The following is a 22,003-nucleotide window of genomic DNA, read 5'->3' as shown; positions in this document are numbered from 1 at the left end:
GTGAATTCCCGATGGCGCCGTTGCCGCGCCAGACCACGCCATTGTGTCTTGATGGAAACCACAGTCAGTCGTTGCGTATCCTGAAAGTGATGAGCAACCTTCTAAACGCCGCCAAGCAGGACGCTAAGCCTCCCGTCGCCACGCGCAAACCGCACCCCACAAATATTCACAACACCACGCTCGAAGACGACTACTTCTGGCTACGTGAAAAGGATGCGCCGGAAGTACGCGAATATCTCGAAGCCGAGAATGCCTACACCGAAGCGGTGATGGCTTCCACGAAGGATCTGCAGAAGACGCTGTACGACGAAATGCTCACGCACATCAAAGAAACGGATACCTCCGTTCCCTATCGCGACGGTAGTTATTACTACTACTCGCATACGATCGAGGGTCTTCAATACCCCATCTATTGCCGCCGCGCTTCAGCATCCGACCAAAGCTACGACGCAAACGCAACAGAGGAAGTCATCCTCGACGTCAACAAGTTAGCCGAAGGCCAGCCGTTCATGTCGCTTGGCGCATTGGGTATTAGCCCCTCAGGCACCTTACTGGCTTACACCACAGACAACACTGGTTTCCGTCAGTACACACTACACATCCGCGACCTCAGCACCGGCGCCGACCTAACCGATACCGCCACGCGTGTAGGTTCCATTGCGTGGGCTGCCGATTCAACAACTCTCTTCTACAGCACGGAAGATGACCAAACCAAACGTCAGGATCGTGTCTTCCGTCACACGCTCGGCGAACCGCAATCAAGCGATGTTCAGATCTTTCATGAAGAAGACGAACGCTTCAACGTCGGCGTTGGACGTACACGCGACCGCAAGTATCTCTTCCTTGAATCCGGTTCGCACACTACCAGCGAATACCGTTTCGCAGATGCATCGCAACCTACGGCAGAATTTACGCTGATCGCACCACGCATCAACGATCAGGAATACTATCCCGATCATCGCGATGGCTTCTTCTACATCCGCACCAACGACACCGGAAAGAACTTCCGCATTGTCGTAACGCCAGTCACCACACCATCACGCGAACACTGGAAAGAACTGCTACCGGAAGACAAGGAAGTTCCGCTCGAAGATTTCGACGTCTTCCAAAACTTCGCAATCGCATCGGAAACAGTTCTCGGCCTCGATAGAATGCGTGTCTTTCGGTATAACGGCGAAAAGCTAGCTGCTGATCCGGTCACCGTCGCCTTCCCTGAACCCACGTACTCCGCTGGCCTCAGCGTAAATCGCATCTTCGACACCGACAGCTTCCGTTACAGCTACACCTCGCTTGTCACACCCGCATCGGTCTACGAGTACAACGTCAACACCAACGAAAGCACGTTGCTGAAACAGCAGGAAGTTCCAGGCGGATTCGACCGTACACGCTACGCCGCGGAACGCATCTGGGCCATCGCGACTGATGGTGTAAGAGTCCCCGTTTCGCTCGTCTATCGCCGCGACACATTCCACAAAGACGGCACCAATCCTCTTTACGTCTATGGCTACGGTTCGTACGGATACGCACTTCCAGTAGGCTTCGGATCAAGCCGTCTTTCGCTGTTGGATCGCGGCATTGTGATGGCATACGCACACATCCGCGGTGGCGGCGACCTGGGCGACACATGGCACGACGCTGGCAAGATGATGCACAAGCGCAACACCTTCACCGACTTCATCGTCTGCACGGAACATCTCGTCGCCGAAGGCTACGGCGCAAACGACAAAGTCATCATTGAAGGCGGCAGCGCAGGTGGTCTGTTGATGGGCGCCGTTGCCAACCTGCGGCCTGATCTCTTCCGCATCGTGTTATCTCATGTGCCCTTCGTCGACGTGATGAACACGATGCTCGATGCATCGCTTCCGCTTACTGTTGGCGAATACGAGGAATGGGGCAATCCAAATGAGCCCGATGCTTTCGCTTACATGCGCAGCTATTCGCCATACGACAATCTGTCTGCAGGCGCATATCCCGCAACACTGATCAAGACCAGCCTGAACGATTCGCAAGTGATGTACTGGGAACCCGCGAAGTTCACGGCGAAGCTGCGCACGTTGAAAACAAACAACGATGCCCCGCTGCTACTTCACATCAACATGGACGCAGGTCACGGCGGAGCTTCCGGTCGCTACGACTACCTGAAAGAAATCGCAATGGATTACGCATTCATCCTGCGCGAACTCGCCATCGACTAACGACGTGAAATGCCTGTGCTGGTTACTCCACCGGCACAGGCTCTTCACCGGGCGCAAGAAACAGATTCTGCTCCAGACCATGCTGGCGGTCATATAACTCGCGATAGCGACCATGCAGCACATACAGCTCTGCATGTGTGCCGCGCTCGACAATTCTTCCCGCTTCAATCACAAGAATCTGGTTCGCATTGCGAATCGTGCTCAAACGATGTGCGATAACAAAGGTCGTACGGCCCTGCATCAGGTGATTCAGGCCCTGTTGAATCATCGCTTCGCTCTCGGAATCCAGTGAACTTGTCGCTTCATCCAGAATGAGAATACGAGGATCGGCAAGGATCGCGCGGGCAATCGAAAGACGCTGCCGCTGACCGCCGGATAGCTTCACACCGCGCTCACCAACAATCGTTTCGTATCCTTCAGCGAAGTTCTCCGCAAACTCATCGACACGTGCGATGCGGCAAGCCTCCAGAAACTGTTCCTCCGTTGCATCGGGCCGTGAAAACTTCACGTTGTCGCGAATCGTTCCATCGAACAGGAAAGTCTCCTGCAACACCACGCCTAACTGCGAACGGAAACTATCCAGGCGCACCGTCGACAGATCCACCCCATCCACCAGCACCTGTCCGGTCGTCGCATCATGGAAAGCACACACCAGCGAGATGATGGTCGATTTACCAGAGCCAGACGATCCCACCAGCGCAGTCACAGAACCAGGCTCTGCTTCAAAGGTGATGCCATGCAACACTTCCTTGCCCGGCTCATATTCAAAGTGAACATCCTGAAAGATCACGTCGCCGGTAATAGGGCCAAGTTCTGTTGACCTGCGCGGCGCTGCATCTTCGTCGTGCTCATTCATGATCTCCGCAGTACGATCAAGACCAGCCAGCGCCTCTGTGATCTGCGTGCCAATGTTGACCATGCTCATGAGCGGAGCCACCATGAACGTCAGGAACATGGTGTAAGTGACATAGCCGCCAGTCGTGAGATGTCCTGATGCCACCTGACGCGCGCCAAGATACATAATCAGCGCACCAACAACACCCATCATCACCTGCGATGTAAGCGCCATCACCGATTGCGCCGTCAGCGAACTGATCACGTTCTTCAGCAGACGTTCTGCACCCGCAGCAAACACCTTCGCCTCTGCTGCCTCTGCGTGATACCCCTTCACCACGCGTACACCGCCAAGCGATTCCGTAAGCCTTCCCGTGACCTCAGCGTTAATGGCACCGCGTTCACGGAAGATGGGACGAATCACCTTGAACGCGCGGAAGATCACCAATCCGAACATGCCCAAGATGGCAAAGCTCAATAGCGTCATGCCAGTGGAGAGTCGCATCAGATAGATGAAGGAAAGCCCCGCCGTTAGCAGCGCACCCACAAAGTCCACAAGGCCGGTGCCAATGATGTTGCGCACGCCTTCCACATCCGTCATGATGCGCGCAACCAGCGTGCCCGAACGATTCTCGTCGTAGTACTTCACCGGAAGTCTGCCGATGTGCGCCTGAACTCTCACACGCATCTCTGCGATCAGCTTTTGTCCTTCCTTGGATAGCGTCTGTGTCAACGCATAGGTCGTAATGCCCTGCAGAATCGTCGCGCTTGCAACGGCTGCAACAATCTTTGGCAACAGCGACATCTCATGTTGCCGCATCACGTTGTCAATCAGAAACCGGGTCGACGCAGGCAGCACCAACCCGCATACGCGATTGATGATGAGAACAAAAAAGCTGAAGATCAGCAGCGGAAGCCGCGGCTTCACCAGCTTCATCACCTCCGGCAATACACGCTTCATAGGAGGTAATTTCTTCTTGCGCGTCATCTCCGCAGAAATAGCACGTGAAGGATTCCGCGCAGTGCGTTCCGCATTATGAAGATGTCTTCCACCACCCATCGATCCCATAGAACCCATGTGTCTGTGCCCCTCCCTAATGGGCGTCTTTGCGATCGTTGAAACAGCCGCGCGTTACTTCGCGGTAAGTGCTTTCATCTTTGCGTAGACATCCGCAGGGCTCCACGCGTTGCCCGGAAACCACTCTGAGATATGCCCGTCACGATCAATCAAAACTGTCGATAATGAATGCGTCAGGCTGCCGTTGCTTTCCGGTGTGGCGCCCAGGTTGAAGAATTGCTCCATCGCCTTCAGAGTCTTGTCATCCTTCGGGCGAACAAACTGCCAGTGCGAAAAATCATTGCTGCCCACGTAGTTCTTTCCATAGGCACGCAACACACTTGCCGTATCAAACGCAGGATCAAACGATGCAGAAACAAAATCCGCATGGTCGCGCACGGCGGCATCGTTCTGCATCATGCCGCGAATCGCCTGAAAGTTGCGGCTCATCTTCGGGCAGTAATCCCCAATGGGACAACGCGTGTAGATGAACGTCAACAAAACTGCTTTGCCCTTCAACGAAGCAAAGCGGAATGGCTTTCCATCCTGATCTGTCATCTCAAAATCAGGGATCGCATCACCCTTCGTGGGAACGTGATAGTTCGCCGTCGGCGTCACATCAAGATGCTTCTGCGCCAGAATGGCAATCTCATTCAGCCGTGGATGGTGATAAATGCCGTCGGAATCTTTATCCACCAACAAACGCGCGCGAATAATGTCGCCGGGATGAAACTCCTTCGCCATCTCAGGTCGCTCCAACTTGTACGGCATGGTCATGGCTTCCATGAAGCCAGGAACAGCGTCATGCTGCAGCGTGAGTTCTCCCTTTTCCTGATCCACAGCCAGCACAGTGCCTTTAATGGTGAAGGTCTGCGTCGCGCTACCCAGCCGCTCCGTCGACTTACCGCAGCCCGCCAGCCCTGCAACCGCAATCAGAACAACGGCAAAAACAGCATTCCGGAAAAACCACTTCATACTATCCATGATACGTTGCGAAAGGTAACAGGCAGTCGAGCGCCAAAGGGCGACGGCCAGCCAGGAGGAACCATGCCCGCATTACAGGCTGCGCCAGCCGAGCGCACGCCGGAGCCGTCTCTTTCACTTTTTCACGCGGCCATGCTGTTCTCAGGATTCGGCACCGTCTTCCTTGGCCCTGTCCTTCCGGCGCTCGCAGCCAGCGCCCACGCCACCGACTCCGGCAGCGGCCTCTTTTTCACGGCACAATTTATCGGCGCATTCTTCGGTGGCATCACCACGTCGCATCGCCTGTACTACTGTCTCGTTCGGGGACTAGCCGCCGCAACCGCTGGCTTCCTATTCCTGGCGCTATGCTCCGGGCTGCATGCAGGCGTTCTCTGGGATGCGGCAGCACTCGTCCCCCTCGGTTTCGGTGTGGGCCAAATGCTCACATCGGTAAACCTTTTGGCAGCACAGCGTTTCCAAGAACAGCGAAGCTCCGCGCTGGCACTTATCAACTTCACCTGGAGCCTCGGTGCAGTCACCGCGCCTTTCCTTCTCGGAAGCATCTTATCGTCCATATCGCTACCGGTTGTTCTTGGCGCTGTCACAGTGCTGTTCGTCATCGTCCTTTCATGGGCTGCATGGTCTGTTCGTGGCGGCCTTTCGCAAGAGCAAGAACAGACGCAGCAAACCAAAAGCCAACTACCCCGCACCGCATTCCTCTCCTTTGCCGCAATGCTTCTTCTCTACGGCGGCGTCGAGACATGCCTCAGCGGATGGATCACCACCTTCGGGACCCGCTACGGCAACGCCACTCTACGCATCAGCACATTAGGCGCAACGGCACTCTGGATTGGCATCACCGGCGGACGCGCACTCGCGCCGCTATTGCTGAAGTTTCTTCGCGAACGCGTATTCCTCATCGCTACGTTGAGCTCAGCCACTGCAATCGTTGCGCTCCTGAGCCGTTCCAGTGGAGCAATGTCGATCACGCTGTTGTCCGCATTGCTCGGACTCTCGCTCGCACCATGGTTTCCGTTGGTTCTCTCGACAATGCTCGGTCGTGGAGCATCGGCTCGTGAAACCGGCATCATCATCGCCCTCTCCGGAATCGGCGCAGCTATTCTGCCTCTGCTTCTCGGAGTAGTTTCTCGCAGTACTGGTTCGCTGCGCACAGCCCTCGCGATACCGATCACGGGACTGCTCCTGTTGATCCTTCTGGCGGTTTTTACCCGCTCTTCCACACACGCGAAAAGCGTATAAAAGGAGAATGTCAGTCGCCGCAGCGAATCTGCTACCAAACCGCCTCGGCGACCTGATGGCGGCCATGCTGCGTGGCGCGACACTCCTCACACCAAACGTACGGTCGGCACGTACCCTGACGCGGCTCTACGACGCCCAACGCCGCGCAGAGGGATTAAGCGCATGGCAACCAGCGCGCGTCTTTTCATGGAGCGGCTGGACCTCATCCCTTTGGAACGAAGCCATTCTCCACGGCCACGTCCAAGCCGTACTGCTGAACAGCCTGCAAGAACAATCCTTATGGATGCGAATACTGGAAGCTTCCGGCGATCTTGGCCTCCAGTCCGCACGCTCCGTTGCTCGGCAATGCAGTCGGGCTCTTCGACTTCTCGGCGCATATGACCTTGAAGACAGTTTCGCCCGCACACCCTCGAACACACTCTCTGATGCAGCAGCCTTCCACGGCTGGTATCGCGACTTTCTAAGCGCCTGCCAAAGTGAACAACTGTTGCCCACCTCGCATCTGGACGTAGAACTCAGCAGCCTCTTCCGTCGCAACGTCCTCACGCCGGAGAAGGAATACATCCTTTACGGTTTCGACGCGCTGCTGCCATCGCAGCAAGCTCTGCTGAACGCGCTGGAGCATGCAGGCGCAGCCATCGAGCATCTTCCCGCGCACATGCCGCAGCAAACACCTCCAACGCTCGTTCGCTGTAATGACCTCCACGCAGAAATCGAAGCGTGTTGCCAATGGGCAAGCGCCACGCTAACCACCACTCCCACCGCGCGCATCGCCATCGTCGTGCCCGATCTGCAGGAATGCCGACCAGTGCTGGAACGGGCTCTCCGCGCCACCGTTGCCCCCTGGTTGGAAGATGTCACGCAGCCCCACAGCAACTCTCCCTACGAGTTCTCCACGGGACGACCGCTGCCTCAACTTCCCATGGTCGCGGACGCTCTCCTTTTGCTGCGCTGGTGCGCCTCCGCTGTCTCTGTCGAAGATGCAGGAGCAATTCTCCGAAGCCCGTTCTTCTCGCTAGCTCCATCCCCTGAACGCGGAGCAGAACTGGAAGCCTGGACACTGCGCAACACACGCAAATTTCGCAGCGCCACCGGCCTCAGCGGCACGATCACCCTTCGTGAAGCGCAGCGCCTTCTGCACAAGGAAGATCCCTTCACGTCCAACCACCTCGAAGAGCTCGCAAAAGCAGCAGCCCAATGGACACAGGCCACACACAGCTTTGCCAGCTTCTCCGACGGCGCTCGCAAGCTGCTGCAGACCGCGGAATGGCCCGGAGCCGATCTAAACAGCGCAGAATTCCAGGCACAACAGCGCTGGAACGAAACACTCGATCGCGTCGCTACACTCGACCTCCTCGGCGGCCACATCACCTTCGCAGAATGGCTGGATACGCTTACCGCAACGCTCAACGAAACAGTCTTTGCCCCCGAAAACACCAGCGCTCCCATCCAGGTGATGACACCCACCGAAGCCGCGGGCAGCACCAGCAACTTCCTCTGGTTTCTTCACGCCGACGAACAGACCTGGCCGCAACGCATCTCAGCCAGCCCACTGCTCCCAGCGCGCTTTCAGCGCACATGGAACATGCCCGGATCAGACGCTCTCGTCGACGAAGACTCCGCTCGGCAGATCACCCTGCGCTGCCTCAACAGCGCCGCCGGAGCATGTTTTAGTTACGCCGCCGCGCGTTCCGAGGGAGAGTCTCGCCCATCGCCGCTGATCTCTTCCCTTCCTGGCATGCAACGTGAGAACGCTTCCGTCTCCAGTGCCTCAACCTCAATCCTGCTGGAAGAGCACGTTGACACTCTCTCACTACCCAACCTCTCTGGCATCGCATCGGGTGGCGTAGGAATCCTCACCGAACAAGCTCAATGCGGCTTCCGTGCCTTCGCACTGCATCGTCTGCAAACTCGCGAAATGGAAACCATTGAAGCTGGTCTCTCTGCCGGCGAGCGGGGCGACGAGGTGCACACCGCACTTCAACTTTTCTGGGATAACTGCAAGACGCACGAACAGTTATCGGCACTCAACAAAACGCGATACAACGATGGCACCACAGCACGCGACACGTTGCTTGCCGAATGCATCGCACAGGCGCTACCCGCGCGCCCAGCCGCCGGATGGGACAGCGCTTATGTTGAAGTGCAACGCAAGCGTCTTCATCGTCTGCTGTCCGACTGGCTCGACTTCGAATCCCTTCGCAAACCATTCTGGGTAGAAGGCATGGAAGTCGAGGTGGACGAAGCGCACATCGGACCGCTTGCCATGAATCTTCGCGTAGACCGTATCGACCGCATTCCGCTCGCGGACGGCAGCGAAGCCACGCTACTCGTCGACTACAAAACCGGAGCAGCCGAACGCAAGGATTGGTTTGGCGACCGCCCCGACGCACCTCAGCTCCCGCTGTACGCCATCGCCAGCGGCATCCCCGATGTCCAGGGCATCGCCTTCGGACGCGTCCGTGTCGGCAAGTTCGGTATGAACTTCGAAGAGATGCTCGCAGACCGCGCTCTCCTCGGCGATCAGGCCTCGAAAGGTCGACGCACCGAACCCACCTTTCAGGAACGCATGGAAGAGTGGCAGCGCGACCTCACCGCACTTGCAGAAGAATTCGCACGCGGCGAGGCCGTCGTCGAACCCAAGGACTACCTCACCACCTGCAAGCGCTGCCCCAGCCGCCTGCTATGCCGAGTAGACGTAACGCGTCTCGAACCTGATGACGACACATTGGAGGAAACGGAAGAGGAGGGCGCAGCATGATCGTCCCATTCCCCACCGCCGCGCCCTCGCAACAAATTGCTGATCTACGAGAACGCGAAGCCGCGTTAGACATCACCTCATCATGCATCGTGGAAGCACCCGCAGGCTCAGGCAAAACGGGGCTGCTGATTCAGCGTTTCCTCAAGCTGCTCGGCACCGTAGACGACCCCGCCGAAGTCCTCGCGCTCACCTTCACTACGAAGGCCACAGCTGAAATGGTCGAGCGCGTTCTGAAGGCGCTCCGCTCTGCCAGCATCGCTACCGAACCTCCAACAAACGAGTTCGCGCTACTCACCCATCAACTGGCCGAAGCCGCGTTGCAGCGCGACCGCGAACGTGGCTGGCGCATCCTCGACCGCCCGCATCTTCTCAACATCCGCACCATCGACTCGCTCTGCGCACTCATCGTGCAAGCACTACCAATCACCTCCGGCGGCATGTCATCAGTCAGCCCTGTCACCGACCCACGACCGTTCTATCTGCAAGCCGCACACGCCGTGATGATGCGTTTCGGCGGTGGTGATCCAGTTCTCGATGCGGCAATTGAAACCGTACTCCTGCATCGCGATGGCGACCTTCCGTTCTGCGAACGCGTCCTCGCTGACATGCTCGCCACGCGCGACCAATGGGGCAGCCTCATCCCTCTCGGCGAACGCCTCACAGAAGAACATCTTGAAAATGTCACGCTGCCACGCTTGAACGCGTCTCTGCGCAGAACGATTGAAGCGGCACTCGCCGAAGCCTGCGAAGGATTTGACGACGACACTCTCAACGAGATCGCGCGCATCGCCGAGCGTCACGCCTTTGAGCCCGGTTACAAAGACGAGCCCAACCCGCTGCTGCCCTGCGCTGGTCGCCAGAATCGGCCCGGCAGCACCGTGGACGATCTTCAACACTGGCAAGCCCTAGCGCGACTCATGCTTAAAGCAGATGGCTTCCGCGCAGCATTCAGCGTCAATCACATCGGCACAAAACTCTTCAAAGACGATGCGGATCGCCTCAAAACCATCCTCGAAGAGATCGCCTGCGACGAACTCTTCCGCCGCGTCGACGCAGTACGAGCTTTCGCGCCCGAAGCCACCTACCCGGAAGATCAATGGCGAGTCTCCAAGGCTCTCTTCCGTCTCCTCGAACACGCTCTCGTTGAGTTAAAACTGCTCTTCGCCCGCGAAGAAGTCTGCGACTTCACAGAGATAGCGCTCTCCGCGCGAGCCGCTCTGCAAACCCAGGAAAGCGGTCTGCTCGAAGTCTTCGGTACACGCCTCCGCCATCTCCTCGTCGACGAAATGCAGGACACCTCCTCGGGTCAATACGACCTTCTGGAACAACTCACCGCAGGATGGGATGGCCGCAGCCAGACTGTCTTCCTCGTCGGCGATCCCAAGCAGAGCATCTATCTCTTTCGTCAGGCCCGCGTGGACCGCTTCCAAAAGTGCATGTCCGATGCAAGATTGGGCGACATCCCTCTTCAAGTTCTGCCGCTGACAACCAACTTCCGTTCCGGCGGCCACATCGTTTCGCAGTTCAATGAAACCTTCCGCGCCATCTTCCCTTCGGACCATCCCGCCGACGGCGACGTCGTATTTCACGACGCAACCGCCGCCAATCCCGCACAACCCGGCGAAGGTATGGACTGGACCATCGAGGCCGTTCCCACCTCTTCCGATCTCGCAGAAAATCGCCGCAACCGCCGCTTCGCCATCCGCCGCGAAGCTCGCGAAACGCTCGCAGTGGTGAAGGCCGCGCGTGCTGCATGGCAGCAGGAAAAACAGCGTCGCATCGACGATGGCGATACCAAAGAATTCCCTTTCAAAGCAGCTGTTCTAACGCGCGCTCGCAATCACGTCATCGAGATTGCGAAGCAGCTTGAAAGAGCAGGCATCCCCTATCGCGCCGTCGATCTCAAGCCCCTCGCAGAGCAACAGGAAGTTCTCGATCTCGTCGCCATCACGCGTGCCCTGCTCCATCCGGCCGATCGCATCGCATGGCTGGCGCTTCTGCGCGCTCCGTGGTGCGGCATTGAACTCGCACACCTGCACACGCTCGCTGCGGGTGATCATCCCGAACATCGCAAAGAATCATTGCGCCACCGTTTGCGTGAACGCGCAGAAGCTCTTCCGGAACAAGCAAAAGAACGCGTCATCCGCACGCTCGACATTCTCGACGGAGCGCTCCGTCACACGGGCACGGAATCGCTCGCAGACCGCGTGGAACGCACATGGCGTTCTCTCGGCGGCGACCTCTATCTAACACCCACCGAACGCGAAAACGTAGCGGACTATCTGCGCGTTCTCGACGCCATGGAATCAGAGGGCGAGGCATTCACTCTGCCTCACCTCAACCGACGCCTCGACCGTCTCTTCGCACGCTCCGGCAACGCGCCCGACGCCATCGACATCATGACCATCCACCGCGCTAAGGGCCTCGAATGGGACACCGTCATCGTCCCCGGCCTTCACCGCGTTCCCACGCGCGATACGTACTCCGCACTGGAATGGCTTGAACTACCCACACGAGGCGAGGACGGCTCCGGCGACGTCCTCATGGCGCCCCTCCCCGGCAAAGGTGGCGAGCCCGGCGCGTTATTGAACTTCATCCGCACCCGCAAACGCGCGCGAACCTACGCTGAAATCAAGCGACTCTTCTACGTAGCCGTCACACGCGCTCGCACCTCGTTGCATCTCCTCGCCTCGCCAGAGCTCTCTCAAAAGGGCGAAATCATCAACCGCGCCGGCACGCTTCTGAAAGCAGCGTGGCCAGCCGCGCAGAACTACGTCGTCATCCCCGTCGTCACCGAAGCCGAAAAAACAGAAGAAGCAGAAGCGGAAACAATCGCCCTCGCAGCGGCAGCAGAACTCATCCCGTTCCCCGCTCCCAAAACAGCGCGTGAAGTCCAGCTCCCAAACATCCAGCGCCTTCCATCGGACGTTCACGCCGTAGAACGTCTCCGCGCGACAATGCCTGCGAGCGCAGACGACACTCCCGCCCCGCAACCATTCGCTCGCCCAGCCGGAACCTTTGGAGCACGAGCCGTCGGCAACGCCATCCACGCGTTTGTAGACCGCCTCTCCAACGAACTCGCAACACGAACCGCTACCGGCGAAACCGTCGCCGAAGCCGCACACTCCCTGCTCCACACAGTGCAATCCTGGCAACCCGCCGTCCGCGCCACGCTTCGCGCAGGCTCGCTACCACCCTCAGTAGTGGAACGAGCCTCAGGCACAGTCCTCCGAGCCCTCACGGCCACACTGCAAAGTCCAGAGGGTCGCTGGATACTCACGCCACACACCGCCGCCTCCGGTGAGTCGGCATGGCACACCGGCGACGCCGGTTCAGAAACACGCATCCGTCTCGACCGCAGCTTCTTCGCCGGACAAGAACCAAATCAATCCGGCGACGACGTCTTCTGGATCATCGACTTCAAAACCGGCGACCGCACCGGTCCCAACGAAACCGAGTCCACCCGCAACGCCTATCTTGCAGAAGAACGCGCCGCCTACGAAGCGCAACTCCGCACCTACGCCGAAGTCCGCCGCCTCACTCTACCGCCGGAAACCCCAATTCATCTCGCTCTCTTCTACCCGCTGATGGATCGCCTCATCTGGTGGCCCTACACAACCACCACAGAGACACCCGCTCCCATTGCAGAAGCAGCAGAAGCAGAACCAGATAAAGACGGCCAATACTCACTCTTCGGATAAGCGCTCAAAGCAAAAGAAATGCCCGCATCCAGAGGAAGCGGGCATTCTTATTTCGTTTCTGAACTTCGTTAGAAGATCTGGAAGTTCACAGCCACATTCAGTTCCACCGGCACAGGCTGACCGCCCTTACGAGCCGGACGGAACTTGTACTGCGCCACTGCCTCGCGTGCCTTCTCATCCAGTCCCATACCCACCGGACGAATCACCTTCACGTTCGTAGGCCGACCCTGCGCATCCACAATCAGGTGCACCAGCACCTCACCCTGGAACTTCGCCTTGCGAGCTTCTTCACTGAACTCCGGATCCACCTGGTAGATCAGCACAGGAGCAGAAACATCGCCACCAATGCGGTAAGCACCGCCACCGGTATTGCCACCGCTGCCAGGTCCAAGACCATTGCCGTTGCCGCTGCCCAAACCACCACCACTGCCATTGCCCAGCGATGCCACGCCAACATTCGGCGCATTCGGAATGCCCAGGTTCGGCATGTTGTTGTTCGTCATGTGCAGGTCCGTCTGCACGTTGATGGAAGGATCCACGGTGAGCTTCGGCTCAATCTTCGGTGGATTCGAAGGCGGCACAATCGGGTGCGCCTCAAACTTCGGCAGACGTCCCTGCGTCACCGGAGCAATATCGTGAGCACCGCCACCACCACCCATGGCCTGCTTGGCAGGTGCCTTGATCGGAGGCTGGGGTGCCGGTGTGTCAAATGAAACTTGGGTAAGCTGCGGCTTCTTGGCCACCACAACAGTGATGACCTTCTTGCCGATGTACCAGATCAGAAGGAAGATAAGCGCGTGGACAACGACAGCCACCGCCGTCGACTTCGGATCGCGCTTGACGTCCATCGGGTTATCGACGGCGATCGGCTGCGATTCAAGAACAAGCGGCGGAAGCTTCTCCGGAAAGAAGACGTCCTTAATGTTGTCCACCAGCGACGTGAACGGGCTGGTAGATTTCAACTCTTCCGGTTCGCCGAGGTTCGGTCCGGCGTCGGTACGGCGGCTATGTTCTGTGGGCGGTTCCTGAAGTATTGTCGCCATCGCCTCTTGATCTCTATCACTCGGCACGCCTCAACCGCGTGCGGAAAACTTTCTGTGGCCGGTGCTCCGGATTCGTTTTGATCCTCCGGCTCACAAAATCAGTGGCCGGATTTCAGAGTACACAAGCCAGGGTGCGGCGTCTTTGGCGTCCGTCCGCATTGTACAAAAGCGAATACCCCGGCGTCAGGTCCGGGCACACAACAGCGCCAACTGTCGTGTACCTGTTTGACGCGCGAAACCCCGCATAAGTCACAACGCGGAAATACGAAGTGTGGAATGCAGAAGTTCCCATTGTTCCGGCGATGACACAACACCGCTTACAATAGAAGTTTGGGCGCTGTGACGGGAGCGACTGGCCGTAAGTGCTGGTGCGTCAAAGCCAGGGCCCACGAGGAACAGGATGGATCAGGCGAATACGCCGCAGCAGTTGCCCGTTCAGTTGAAAGATACGCTGAACTTGCCCAAAACCGCCTTCCCCATGAAGGCCAACCTGCCCGGCAATGAACCGGCGCGCCTGCAGGGATGGACCGACTCCGACCTGTACGGTCAAATCCGCCAGAGCCGCGAAGGCCGCGAAAAATACATCCTGCATGACGGCCCGCCGTATGCCAATGGCGCCATCCACCTCGGCCATGCGCTGAACAAGTGCATTAAAGATTTCGTTGTGAAGTCGAAGACCATGGCCGGTTTCGACGCACCTTACGTCCCCGGCTGGGACTGCCACGGCCTGCCCATCGAAATCAAAGTCGACGAGCAGCTCGGCCGCAAGAAGCTGGAAATGGACGCGTTGACCGTCCGCCAGCAGTGTCGCGAATATGCGCAGAAGTACGTCGATCTGCAGAAGTCGCAGTTCGTCCGCATGGGCGTGCTAGGCCGCTGGGACAATCCTTATCTCACGATGAGCTTCGGCTACGAAGCGCGCATCCTGGAAACCTTCTACGCCTTCTTCGAGAAGAACTTCGTCTACAAGGGTTTGCGCCCCGTCTACTGGTGCATGCACGACAAAACCGCGCTCGCTGAGGCGGAAGTCGAGTACGAAATGCACACGTCGCCCAGCGTTTACGTGCGCTATCCGCTGACCTCCGCTCCGGAGAAGATTGATCCCGCGCTGGCGAACCTCAATGTATTCGGCCTCATCTGGACCACCACTCCGTGGACGCTGCCAGCATCGCTCGCCATCGCCTTCCATCCCGAGTTTGAATACGCGGCCATCCAGATTGCAGAAGACAACGCCACATGGGGCAAAGGCAACGTGTACATCGTTGCAATGGATCTGCTTGAGTCGCTGAGTACTGCGGCGCAGTTGCCTGCGTTTGAAATCCTCGCACGCTTCCATGGCCAAAAGTTGGAGCGCGCAACCTTTGCGCACCCCTTCCTGCCGCGCGAAATCCTCGGCGTCATGGCGGAGTACGTCACCACCGAACAAGGCACCGGCGGCGTTCATACCGCGCCAGCGCACGGCCCGGACGACTTTGCCACCGGCAAGAAATATGCGTTGAGTCAGGCGTGCGACGTTGATGAAGCAGGACGCCTCCGCAACGGTCTGCCCGAATACGACAACCTCAACGTCCACAAGGCAAACGCGCCCATCATCGAGCTGCTGAAGGATCGCGGCATGCTCATGGCGCAGGGCGAAACCCATCACAGCTACCCGCATTGCTGGCGCTGCCACCGGCCCGTGATCTATCGCGCCACGGAACAGTGGTTCATCGGCATGGAAACGCAGATGCCCGATGGCCGCACCTTCCGCCAAAGCGCTCTCGATGAAATCGCCAAGGTCACATGGGACCCCGCATGGGGCCAGGAACGCATCAGCAACATGATCGCCACGCGTCCTGACTGGTGCGTCAGCCGTCAGCGCATCTGGGGCGTGCCCATCGCCGTGTTCCTCTGCCAAAAATGTCATGAGCCGTTGAACGATGCCGCCATCAACGCGTCCATCGTGAAGAAGTTCGAAGCCGAAAGCGCCGACGCCTGGTACAAGTACAGCGCCGAAGAACTCCTGGCCGCAGGAACAACTTGCAAGTGCGGCAACACAGAGTTCCGCAAAGAGATGGACATCCTCGACGTCTGGTTCGAATCGGGTTCATCGTGGCATGCCGTGCTCGAAACCGAACCGGAACTTCGCTTCCCCGCTGACATGTACACCGAAGGCGGTGATCAGCATCGCGGATGGTTCCATTCGTCGCTGCTTGCCAGCGTTGGTATCCGCGGCGTCGCACCGTACAAGTACGTAGCCACATCCGGTTGGACACTGGATGAGCAGCGTCGTGCCTTTTCGAAGTCGCTCGGCAACGGCGTCGATCCCGTTAAGGTGATGGACGAACTCGGCGGCGACATCGTTCGTCTTTGGGTCGCATCGGTCGATTTCCGCGAAGACGTCATCGCATCCGTCCCTCTGATGAAGCGCCTTGCGGAAGAGATCTATCGCAAGCTGCGCAACACCTTCCGGTTCCTTCTCGCCAACCTCGACGGTTTCGTTCCAGCGACCGACGAAGTGGCATGGGATCAGATGGAGGCGCTTGATCAGTACATGCTGGCGCGCGCATCCGAGCTCGTCGAGAAGGTTCGCAAGGCATACGACGAATTCGAATTCCATCGCGTCTTCCATGCACTGAACGAGTTCGGCAACTCGGAACTGTCAGCCTTCTACCTCGACGTACTGAAGGACCGCCTCTACACGCTGGCTCCGAAGGATACGCGTCGTTTGAGCGCGCAGACTGCGGTATGGAAGATCACCGAAACCCTCGTGCGCTTGATCGCTCCCATCCTCTCCTTCACCGCGGATGAGGTGTGGGGCTATCTGCCAGAGGTAGCTGGTCGCGCCAAGAGCGTTCATATCGCAGAGTTCCCCTCTGCTTCTGATCTCGCCCCTGCTTCGTCTGAACTGTTGAAGGACATGGCACAAATCCGCACCGTCCGTGAAGCTGCTCTGAAGGTCCTGGAAGCTGCACGCGCGGCAAAGGAGATCGGCAAAGCACTCGAAGCTCGCATTGAAGTCGAGGTGCCAGCGGGCGAAATCGCCGCTGCGTTGTCGAAGTATGAGCGTCAGTTGCCAGAGCTGTTCGGCGTATCGCAGGTTGTCCTGAAGGAAGTAGATAACGCGCCGCTGCAGGCTCGTTTTGTTAAGGCCGAAGGAACACGCTGCGAACGCTGCTGGCGCTACACCGATGACGTTGGCGACGAAGGCCGCTATCCCACCGTGTGCGCCCGCTGCGCCGACGCGCTGGAGAAGATCGCCTTTCAACCCTACGCACAGGAGTAAATGTCTTGAGCGAGATACTGCATTCCAAATCCAGGACATCGCGTGACGCGCGATGGTGGCTGCTGCTTATCGCAGTCGCCGTCATCGTGCTGGACCGCATCACGAAGATTGTTGTCGCGACACACATTGAAAGCGGCACCGGCATCATCGTAATCCCGAAGGTGTTTCGGATCACGCATGTGTTGAACACCGGCGCGGCGTTCTCCATGTTCGCGGATTCGGCTTCTCCCATGGCGGTGCGTCTTGGGCTTGTGGTGTTTTCGCTGCTGGTAACCCTTGGCATCACGTTCCTGCTGTGGCGCTATGGCAAGACGTGGTCTGCCGCAAGCGTTGGCTTCGCCTTGATTCTCGGTGGAGCAATCGGCAATCTGTACGACCGCGCCGTGCTGCATTACGTGGTGGACTTCCTCGAAGTACACATCGGCACCTACCACTGGCCAGACTTCAACGTTGCAGATTCGGCCATCTGCGTAGGCGCCGTGCTGCTGCTGGCAGAGATGATCTGGCCGCAGGAAGAAACAGCGTCGTCTGCATCTGAAGGAGAAGTTCGTGGCGCCTGAAAAGAAAACAGGTCCATCCACTCCGCTTCACTCTGATCAAGAGGGCAGCGTCGCAGTGGAACAAAAAGCAGTATCCCCCAACGATCACATCGTGATCCGTGGCGCACGCACGCATAATCTCAAGGGCATCGACGTCAACATCCCGCACAACATGCTCACCGTCGTGAGTGGTGTGTCGGGCTCAGGTAAGAGTTCGCTTGCGTTTGACACGGTGTACGCCGAAGGACAGCGCCGCTATGTGGAGTCACTCTCTGCATACGCACGTCAGTTTCTGGAGCGCATCGAAAAGCCCGATGTCGAACACATGGACGGCCTCGCTCCGGCCATCGCCATCAAGCAGAAAAATCAGACACGCAATCCGCGCTCAACCGTAGCCACCGCAACAGAAATCTACGACTACATGCGACTGCTGTACGCGCGTTGCGGAACAGTCACCTGCATTCACTGCGGCGGCATCGTCAAGCGCGACACGGTCGATGAGATCGCCGCTGCCGTGCTTGCAATGGAAGAAGGCGCACGTCTCTACGCGCTGTTCCCCATCATCCGGCGCGAAGTCGTGTTGGAGCCCATGCAGGAGTTCGCACTCCCTGTCGAGGAAGAAGCTCCAAAGCCGAAACCAAAGAAGGTAGCAACCAAGAAAACAAAGGCCGCAGAGCAGACGATCGTCGATCCTTCTGAACCGTTAAAAGAACGGCTCGTGGAACTGCGCCGCCGGGGCTTCAATCGCCTCTTCCAAAACGGCAACATCGTAGAGTTCTCCACCCCGGAATCACTGCTCGAACTCAACTTCAGCGAGCCAATTTACGTCCTCGCCGACCGCCTCAGCGTGAGCGCGGACGTACGTTCGCGCATCGTCGACGCCATTGAAACCGGCTATCGCGAAAGCGGTGAGATTGTCTTCCTCACTGCACCTCGCGATGAAAGCGAACCAAAGCGCCTCCGCTTCTCTGCCGCATTCGAGTGCGTGAACTGCCATCGCGCCTATCGCGACCCGGAGCCGCGTCTCTTCAGCTTCAACAACCCATACGGCGCATGCCCGCGCTGCCAGGGCTTCGGCAACACCATCGACTTCGATCCCGACCTCATCATCCCCGACAAGTCAAAGACGCTGGATGAAGGCGCAATCGATCCGTGGACGAAGCCAAAGTACCGCGAATACCACGGCGTGATGAAGCGCTTCGCGCAGGCCAACAACATCCCGCTGAAAACACCCTGGTACGACCTGACACCAGCGCAGCAAAACGCCATCTGGGATGGCGGCACCGGCTTCCCCGGCATCCGAGGCTTCTTCCGCTTGCTCGATACGAAGAAGTACAAGCTGCACGTCCGCGTCTTTCTATCCAAGTACCGCGGCTACGCCCCATGCCCCGACTGCCGTGGCCAACGCCTGCGTGCAGAAGCACGCGCAGTTCTGCTGAACGAAAAGAACATCTGCGAAGCCGCAGGTCTAACTATCAGTGCAGCCCGAGCCTTCTTCGACGGACTAAAGCTGTCACCAGCACAAACCGAAATCGCCGGAAAGATCCTCGAAGAAGTTCGCCAACGCATCAGCTTCCTCGAACAGGTAGGCCTTGAGTACCTCACGCTCGACCGCCTCTCCTCCACGCTAAGCGGTGGCGAATCGCAGCGCATCCAACTCGCAACGTCACTAGGCTCACGCCTCGTCGGCGCTCTCTACGTGCTCGACGAACCCTCCATCGGCCTGCACTCGCGCGACACCGCCAAATTGGTTAAGATCCTTCACGAACTCCGCGACCTCGGCAACACCATCCTCGTCGTAGAGCACGATCCCGACGTCATCACCAGCGCCGACCGGCTCATCGATCTAGGCCCCGGCGCAGGCGAACTCGGCGGTCAACTACTCGCAACCGGAACCGTCGCAGAAATTCGCAAAGACGACCACTCCATCACCGGCAAGTATCTCTCCGGCCGCTCCCGCATCCCCGTCCCCGCCGAGCGCCGCGAACCCACACGCGAGATGCTCAAGCTCAAGGGCGCACGCATTCACAACCTGCGCGGTGTCGACATCGAAATTCCGTTAGGAATGTTAACTGTCGTCACCGGCGTCAGCGGCTCCGGTAAGAGCACCATCGTCCACCAGGTGCTCCATCGCGCGCTTGAATTTTCCCTCGGCGTAGAAGGCGTAAGCAGCGACGTCCAGCAGCTCTATCGCGAGATCACAGGAACACACTTCATCCGCGAAGTCGTCCTCGTAGACCAATCGCCCATCGGCCGCACACCGCGCTCCAACCCTGTCACTTACATCAAGGCCTTCGACGCCATCCGCGAACTATTCGCGTCGCAACCGGATGCACGTCGCAAGGGCTACACCGCAGGATCATTCAGCTTCAACGTCCCCGGAGGCCGCTGCGATACCTGCGAAGGCGACGGCACCGTCACCGTCGAAATGCAGTTCCTCGCCGACGTCGAACTCCCCTGCGAAGAATGCAACGGCACCCGTTACAAGCCCGGCATCCTCGATATCAAGTACAAAAACCGCAACATCCACGACGTGCTGAACATGACCGTGCGTGACGCAGTTCACTACTTCGCGGGCAATCCGAAGATCGTGGATCGCTTGCAGGTCCTCGAAGAAGTGGGCCTCGGCTACGTCCGTCTCGGACAGTCGGCAACAACACTCTCCGGCGGTGAAGCGCAGCGTGTAAAGCTCGCCTCTCACCTCGCGAACATCCGTTCCACCTCACCACGTGGTGAAACGAAGAAGGCCGCAAGCCGAGTACTCTACATCCTCGACGAACCAACAACCGGCCTGCATTTCGCTGACGTAGCAACACTGCTGCAAGCCTTCCGCAAGCTGATCGACGGTGGCGGCTCGCTGCTCGTCATCGAGCACAACATGGACATCATCAAGAGCGCCGACTGGATCATCGACATGGGCCCGGAAGGCGGCTCCGCCGGAGGCCAGGTTGTAGCAGTCGGCACACCGGAAGAGATCGCGCGTGTCCCCGAGTCCTACACCGGACGCTTCCTGAAACCCGTATTGGAAGGCGCAGTAGCATGAAGATTCTCGCGGCAGCCTTGCTGCTCTCCCTTCCCGTAGCAGCGCAAATGGAAATGCCTCCCGGCACCACATCCGCAGTGCCGCAAGAGCAAGCTGCGCCCTCCGCTTCGCAGGCAACGCTTGCCAAGGCAGAAGACGCCATCGCCAACGCCAAGTACGCCGACGCAGTCACATTGCTAACGCCGCTGGCAACCGAGTCGCAGGCCAACGCCCGCGTCTTCTATGACCTGGGATTCGCGCAAGATGCTCTCAACCACGACGCAGAAGCCGCCGCGGCCTACGCTAAATCCATCGCACTGAAGAACGACGACGCAGGTGCACACGTATCGTTGGGTTTGCTCTACGCACGCATGGGCGAAACGGCAAAGGCCGAAGATCAACTACGTTCCGCAACAAAGATCGAAAGCGCAGAAAAGGACCTGCTGGCACGCGCCTGGCGAGCCCTCGCGGAAATCGATCTCAAATCGAACCCAACCATGGCGCGCAACGATCTGCTCTCGGCCCTGAAGTACACACCTGAAACACCAGACGATGCCGCCACCGCCGCCGAAATCGCAGAAGCCATGGGTGACGACGCAGCCGCGGAACAGGCCTACTCCCACGCATTCTCGCTCAATCCCGCCAGCGTCGACGTGGCCATGGGTTACGCCCGAGCGCTTACCCAACAAAAGAAATTCGCCCAGGCCGACCAGGTGTTGACCAGCGCACACGCACAGCATCCCGGCAACCACGCCCTCATGGCCGAACGTGCATCGGAACAACTGCTGCAAGGAAAGCCGGAAACGGCATTGCCCGCACTGCAATCGCTCCATGCAGACGAGCCCGAAAACGTAGCCGTAGCCATGCTCCTCGCGCGAGCGTACTCCGCCGCAGGTGCCCCGGAAAAGGCCGAGCCCATCTACACAGCTCTCCTGAAAACCTCGCCTGACGATGTAACGCTCATGTCGGAGGCAGCGGACACCTTGATCCGACTCCGGCGCTCTCCGGAAGCCGAACCGCTGCTCCAGAAGGCCGTCTCCCAATCGGATAAATTCCCTTCCAAGGCTGCTTTGGCGCAGGCAGCAGGAGAACTGGCGTTCGCAGCCTCCTCGAACAAGGACGCCGTCACGGTTCTGAAAGCGCTAGCCATCCGGGAACCGTTGGCACCCTCATCTCCCCCCTTTACATTTCTGGCGGCAACGGCGCATGATACTCTGCATCACACGAAGCAGGCGGCAGATGCATACCGCCAGTTTCTGTCACAGTCTGGTGGTAAGTATCCGGATCAGGAATGGCAGGCGCAGCAGCGGCTGCAAATCCTGACAAGAACGACCAAGTAGGCCTCCGTATGTGCCCCGGCTTT

At 58.5% G+C, this 22,003-nt stretch carries 11 protein-coding genes; 8 read left to right on the top strand and 3 right to left on the bottom strand.

Translation table 11 applies throughout. From position 1 onward, the window contains the following. The first annotated feature begins 11 nt into the window (after positions 1 to 11). Entirely contained in the window at positions 12 to 2,195 is a 2,184-nt protein-coding gene (locus BLT38_RS07330) for a S9 family peptidase (RefSeq protein ID WP_419865743.1), read from the top strand. Positions 2,196 to 2,217: 22 nt separating this feature from the next. Here BLT38_RS07330 and BLT38_RS07325 read toward each other — a convergent pair whose 3' ends face one another. Both BLT38_RS07325 and BLT38_RS07320 read right to left on the bottom strand, forming a co-directional pair. Beyond that, positions 2,218 to 4,107, bottom strand: coding sequence for an ABC transporter ATP-binding protein (locus tag BLT38_RS07325; RefSeq protein WP_083344583.1), 1,890 nt, complete (start codon positions 4,105 to 4,107; stop codon positions 2,218 to 2,220). 54 nt (positions 4,108 to 4,161) lie between these two features. Then, positions 4,162 to 5,061: an SCO family protein gene (locus tag BLT38_RS07320; RefSeq protein WP_083344582.1), complete on the bottom strand. Its 900-nt coding sequence runs from the start codon at positions 5,059 to 5,061 to the stop codon at positions 4,162 to 4,164. Between the two features lie 72 nt (positions 5,062 to 5,133). On the opposite strand from BLT38_RS07320, the gene BLT38_RS07315 reads away from it, so the two are divergent. From BLT38_RS07315 to BLT38_RS07305, 3 genes are read left to right on the top strand one after another with little or no spacing between them, the layout of a single operon-like run. Further along, positions 5,134 to 6,309: an MFS transporter gene (locus BLT38_RS07315; protein WP_083344581.1), complete on the top strand. Its 1,176-nt coding sequence runs from the start codon at positions 5,134 to 5,136 to the stop codon at positions 6,307 to 6,309. A 7-nt stretch (positions 6,310 to 6,316) separates the two neighbouring features. Continuing rightward, complete coding sequence (locus BLT38_RS07310; protein WP_083344580.1) at positions 6,317 to 9,070, top strand: PD-(D/E)XK nuclease family protein; 2,754 nt, start codon at positions 6,317 to 6,319, stop codon at positions 9,068 to 9,070. Further along, positions 9,067 to 12,771, top strand: a complete 3,705-nt coding sequence (locus tag BLT38_RS07305) for a UvrD-helicase domain-containing protein (RefSeq protein WP_083344579.1) — start codon at positions 9,067 to 9,069, stop codon at positions 12,769 to 12,771. The genes BLT38_RS07310 and BLT38_RS07305 overlap by 4 nt, the downstream gene beginning before the upstream one ends. A 68-nt stretch (positions 12,772 to 12,839) precedes the next feature. Here BLT38_RS07305 and BLT38_RS07300 read toward each other — a convergent pair whose 3' ends face one another. Then, positions 12,840 to 13,814 carry an energy transducer TonB gene (locus BLT38_RS07300; RefSeq protein WP_083344578.1) on the bottom strand — a complete coding sequence of 325 codons (975 nt, stop codon included), beginning with the start codon at positions 13,812 to 13,814 and terminating at the stop codon, positions 12,840 to 12,842. 400 nt (positions 13,815 to 14,214) lie between these two features. Here BLT38_RS07300 and ileS point away from each other — a divergent pair, with 400 nt between their 5' ends. The 4 genes from ileS to BLT38_RS07280 are packed head-to-tail and all read left to right on the top strand — an operon-like array spanning position 14,215 to position 21,980. Beyond that, positions 14,215 to 17,079 (top strand): isoleucine--tRNA ligase, encoded by a 2,865-nt coding sequence (gene ileS, locus BLT38_RS07295; RefSeq protein ID WP_083344577.1) that lies wholly within the window; start codon positions 14,215 to 14,217, stop codon positions 17,077 to 17,079. Positions 17,080 to 17,084: 5 nt separating this feature from the next. Next, positions 17,085 to 17,639 (top strand): signal peptidase II, encoded by a 555-nt coding sequence (lspA, locus tag BLT38_RS07290; RefSeq protein WP_083344576.1) that lies wholly within the window; start codon positions 17,085 to 17,087, stop codon positions 17,637 to 17,639. 55 nt (positions 17,640 to 17,694) lie between these two features. Further along, positions 17,695 to 20,661, top strand: coding sequence for an excinuclease ABC subunit UvrA (gene uvrA, locus BLT38_RS07285; RefSeq protein WP_231966873.1), 2,967 nt, complete (start codon positions 17,695 to 17,697; stop codon positions 20,659 to 20,661). After that, positions 20,658 to 21,980, top strand: a complete 1,323-nt coding sequence (locus tag BLT38_RS07280; RefSeq protein ID WP_083344574.1) for a tetratricopeptide repeat protein — start codon at positions 20,658 to 20,660, stop codon at positions 21,978 to 21,980. The genes uvrA and BLT38_RS07280 overlap by 4 nt, the downstream gene beginning before the upstream one ends. Positions 21,981 to 22,003: the final 23 nt, after the last annotated feature.

Origin of the sequence: Terriglobus roseus (genome assembly GCF_900102185.1) — a bacterium.
In the GTDB taxonomy this organism is placed as follows: domain Bacteria; phylum Acidobacteriota; class Terriglobia; order Terriglobales; family Acidobacteriaceae; genus Terriglobus; species Terriglobus roseus_A.
The sequence above is the reverse complement of the archived record's forward strand: the minus strand, read 5'-3'. Positions and strand labels throughout refer to the sequence as shown.